The sequence below is a fragment of the Pseudomonas sp. BF-R-01 genome (assembly GCF_019946615.1).
GTDB classification, from domain to species: domain Bacteria; phylum Pseudomonadota; class Gammaproteobacteria; order Pseudomonadales; family Pseudomonadaceae; genus Aquipseudomonas; species Aquipseudomonas migulae.
Genome location: NZ_JAGYFX010000202.1, coordinates 1 through 3,408 on the forward strand (window position 1 = coordinate 1; position 3,408 = coordinate 3,408).

Annotated in this window: 4 protein-coding genes; 1 reads left to right on the forward strand and 3 read right to left on the reverse strand. The window is 59.4% G+C overall.

All coding sequences use genetic code 11. The annotated features are described in order from the left end of the window. Nucleotides 1-130 precede the first annotated feature (130 nt). The 3 genes from KGB27_RS31110 to KGB27_RS31120 all read right to left on the reverse strand — a co-directional run bounded on the left by KGB27_RS31110 (nucleotide 131) and on the right by KGB27_RS31120 (nucleotide 2,740). Nucleotides 131-451 carry a DUF2388 domain-containing protein gene (locus KGB27_RS31110; RefSeq protein ID WP_008040716.1) on the reverse strand — a complete coding sequence of 107 codons (321 nt, stop codon included), beginning with the start codon at nucleotides 449-451 and terminating at the stop codon, nucleotides 131-133. 75 nt (nucleotides 452-526) lie between these two features. Then, complete coding sequence (locus KGB27_RS31115) at nucleotides 527-2,311, reverse strand: GspE/PulE family protein (RefSeq protein WP_223557369.1); 1,785 nt, start codon at nucleotides 2,309-2,311, stop codon at nucleotides 527-529. 90 nt (nucleotides 2,312-2,401) lie between these two features. After that, nucleotides 2,402-2,740 (reverse strand): hypothetical protein, encoded by a 339-nt coding sequence (locus tag KGB27_RS31120; protein WP_223557370.1) that lies wholly within the window; start codon nucleotides 2,738-2,740, stop codon nucleotides 2,402-2,404. Nucleotides 2,741-2,866: 126 nt separating this feature from the next. Between KGB27_RS31120 and KGB27_RS31125 the strand changes: the two genes are divergently transcribed. Further along, nucleotides 2,867-3,331, forward strand: a complete 465-nt coding sequence (locus KGB27_RS31125; protein ID WP_008024235.1) for an Lrp/AsnC family transcriptional regulator — start codon at nucleotides 2,867-2,869, stop codon at nucleotides 3,329-3,331. Nucleotides 3,332-3,408: the final 77 nt, after the last annotated feature.

A 3,408-nucleotide genomic window follows, 5' to 3' on the forward strand; every position in this document is an offset into this window, starting at 1 on the left:
CGTCTTAACATCCAACATTTATGTTGACTGACATGACGCTTTCGCGGGCAAGCCTCGCTCCTACAGGGGTTTTGTGTTGCCCATAAAAAATGCCGCTCAAGTGAGCGGCATTTTTGTTCAGCCGTAAATCTTACTTCGACGCGATGGCATTTTTCGCCAGGATCGCATTCGCCAGTTCCATATCCGTGGCCTGCAGGCCCGGGTTGTCGGCGCGGACTTTCTGCATTGCGGCTTCCAGATAGGGGCCGCGAATAGCGCCGTCACTGGCGACAAAGCTGCCGGCGTCGTCCTGGGCGGCGACGATCAGCTTTTGATCCCTGGAGGTCAGGTAGGACGAACCGGTGGTGGCACCGGAAGTAAGGACGTTACGCCAAAAGCTGTCATCAGCCATCGCCGAACCGACTGGAAGGGACAACACGGCGAGGGTAGCAACAGCAAGTTTGAAACGCATGATGGGTGACTCCACTGGGTTAACTACGCGGGGTTGGATTGCCAATGACCCTGCCGAGTTCCATCACGGTCGCAGCTACTTTTGTTCACTCTGCGGTGTCACCCGCAGCACCTCCTCGATCGTCGTCAAACCCGCCGCCACCTTCTGTGCGCCCGACAGTCGCAAGCTGCGCATGCCTTCCTTGAACGCCTGGCGCCGTATCGCCAGCAAGTCGGTGTCGGGGTTGATCAGCGCTTTGAGGCCATCCGTCAGTTGCATGATTTCGTACACCCCGGCGCGGCCGCGATAGCCGGTGTCGCGGCATTCCAGGCAACCGATGGCGCGTTGCGCATTGCCGGGCAATGGCGCTTGCCAGGGTTTGGTCAGGGTTTGCCAGTCTTCTTCACTCAGGGTCAGCGGGGCCTTGCAGTGCGGGCACAACGTACGGACCAGCCGCTGCGCCATGACGCCGAGCACTGTGGCCTTGATCAGGTAATGCGGCACGCCGAGTTCCAGCAGGCGGCTGATGGCGCTGGGCGCGTCATTGGTGTGCAGCGTCGATAGCACCAGGTGGCCGGTGAGTGCAGCCTGAATCGCCATTTCGGCCGTCTCCAGGTCCCGGATCTCGCCGATCATGATGATGTCCGGGTCTTGCCGCATCAGTGCGCGCACACCGGCGGCGAAGGTCAGGTCGATGTTGTGCTGGACCTGCATCTGGTTGAAGGCCGGCTCGACCATCTCGATCGGGTCTTCGATGGTGCAGAGGTTGACCTCCGGCGTCGCCAGTTTTTTCAGGGTGGTGTAGAGCGTGGTGGTCTTGCCCGAGCCGGTCGGGCCGGTCACGAGGATAATGCCGTTGGGCTGGCTCGTCATGTCCTGCCAGCGGCGCAGGTCTTCGGCGGAAAACCCAAGCTGATCGAAATCCTTGAGCAGCACTTCCGGGTCGAAAATCCGCATGACCATTTTTTCGCCGAACGCCGTCGGCAATGTCGACAGCCGCAGTTCGACTTCGCCGCCATCCGGGGTCTTGGTTTTGACCCGGCCGTCCTGGGGTTTGCGTTTTTCCGCGACGTTCATCCGCCCCAGGCTCTTCAGGCGACTGACAATCGCCATGGTCACCTGCGGCGGGAATTGATAGACGTTGTGCAACACGCCGTCGATGCGAAAACGCACCGTGCCTTGCTCGCGTCGGGGCTCGATGTGGATATCGCTGGCGCGTTGCTGGAAAGCGTACTGGAACAGCCAGTCGACGATATTGACGATGTGCGCATCGTTGGCGTCCGGCTCCTGATCGCTGGCACCGAGGTTGAGCAGTTGTTCGAAATTGCCCAGGGTGCTGGTTTGATGATCGTTGTTGGTCGCGCCGCTGACCGATTTGGCCAGGCGAAAGAACTCCACGCTGAAGCGCTGGATATCCACCGGGTTGGCCACCACCCGCTTGATCGGCAGCTTCAACACATGGGTCAGGTCGGCTTCCCAACCCTTGACGAAAGGCTGGGCGCTGGCCACGGTCACGGCGTCGCGATCGATGGACACCGCGAGAATCTTGTGGCGCTGGGCGAAGGCATAGGACATCAGCGGCGTAACGGCCGCGACGTTGATTTTCAGCGGATCGATGCGCAGATAAGGCTGACCGGCCTGCTGCGACAGCCACAGGGTCAGGCTTTCCAGGTCGAGGTGTTTACCGGGACGGCTGAGGTCATCCAGCTGTTGGCTGGCGATGAACTCCAGCGGGTGCATCTGGCCATTGGCGGCGTGACGGCGGCGGGCATTCAGTGCGTGCTCGGCCGAATCCTGGCTGATAAAGCCCTGGGCGACCAACTCGCGCAGCAAATCATTGAGATCCAGCCAGCGGTCCTGAAGGGCAAGTTGAACGGACATGCGGGCTCCTCGTGAACAACAGTTCGCAAAGGATAGTCGTGGACCCACCGACCGTTGGGCCACTACCCGACGAATCCGTATCGGGTTTTTTCAGCCAGTCGCCTGAGCGGCTTCAGCCCACGCAGAATCAGACGTTTGCAGGTCCACCGAGCAGACGCTGATCAGGTTACGCAGTTTTTCCGCGATCACTTGAGCGCGGTGCCAGCTCAGTCCATCCATGACGATGTCGATCGCCAGCAGATCGTCCATGCGCTGCACGTTGACCTGTTGCGGCGTCAGGAACTGCAACGCGAACAGGTTGAGCGCCCGGCACAGCAGGTCCGGTTCGGCTTCGGCCAGCAGTTGGTAGTGCACACGACACTGGGCGTTGCTGGCGTTCCAGACATCGGCGCGGGTGGGCGAGGTGTTCACGGCTTCAAGATACGGCATGGTCGGTCTCCAAAATCACTGGAGGAATTTTTACATTCGATGCCGGGCATTTCTTATCTATGATGGGGCTAATTAACGATTTATCGAATCGTGTGATTCAACAAGACATCGATTACAGGTTTTTCTATGCAAAGCGAACTGGATGGCTACGACCGCAAGATTCTCGCGTTGCTGCAAGAGGACGCTTCGCTCTCCAGCGCGCAGATCGCCGAGCAGGTGGGGCTCTCGCAGTCGCCGTGCTGGCGGCGGATTCAGCGGATGAAGGAGGAGGGGATCATTCGTGGCCAGGTGACGCTGCTGGACCGCAAGAAAATCGGGCTCAACACGCAGATCTTTGCCGAGGTAAAACTCAACGCGCACGGGCGTTCGAACTTCACTGAGTTCACCGAGGCGATTCGCGGTTTTCCCGAAGTGCTGGAGTGTTATGTGCTGATGGGGTCGGTGGATTTCTTGTTGCGGATTGTCACGGCGGACATCGAGGCGTATGAGCGGTTTTTCTTCGAGAAGCTGTCGATGGTGCCGGGAATTCAGGAGGTGAACTCGATTGTGGCGTTGTCGGAGATCAAGTCGACGACGAGTTTGCCGGTCTGAAGATTTGCGGTGAATTTGCTGGCCTCTTCGCGGGCAAGCCTCGCTCCTACAGGATCTGCACAGTACCTGTAGGAGCG

What these genes read in the sequence shown, in the direction of transcription:
- KGB27_RS31110 (WP_008040716.1), bottom strand. Translation starts at nt 451, where the DNA reads ATGCGTTTCAAACTTGCTGTTGCTACCCTCGCCGTGTTGTCCCTTCCA.
- KGB27_RS31115 (WP_223557369.1), bottom strand. Translation starts at nt 2,311, where the DNA reads ATGTCCGTTCAACTTGCCCTTCAGGACCGCTGGCTGGATCTCAATGAT.
- KGB27_RS31120 (WP_223557370.1), bottom strand. Translation starts at nt 2,740, where the DNA reads ATGCCGTATCTTGAAGCCGTGAACACCTCGCCCACCCGCGCCGATGTC.
- KGB27_RS31125 (WP_008024235.1), top strand. Translation starts at nt 2,867, where the DNA reads ATGCAAAGCGAACTGGATGGCTACGACCGCAAGATTCTCGCGTTGCTG.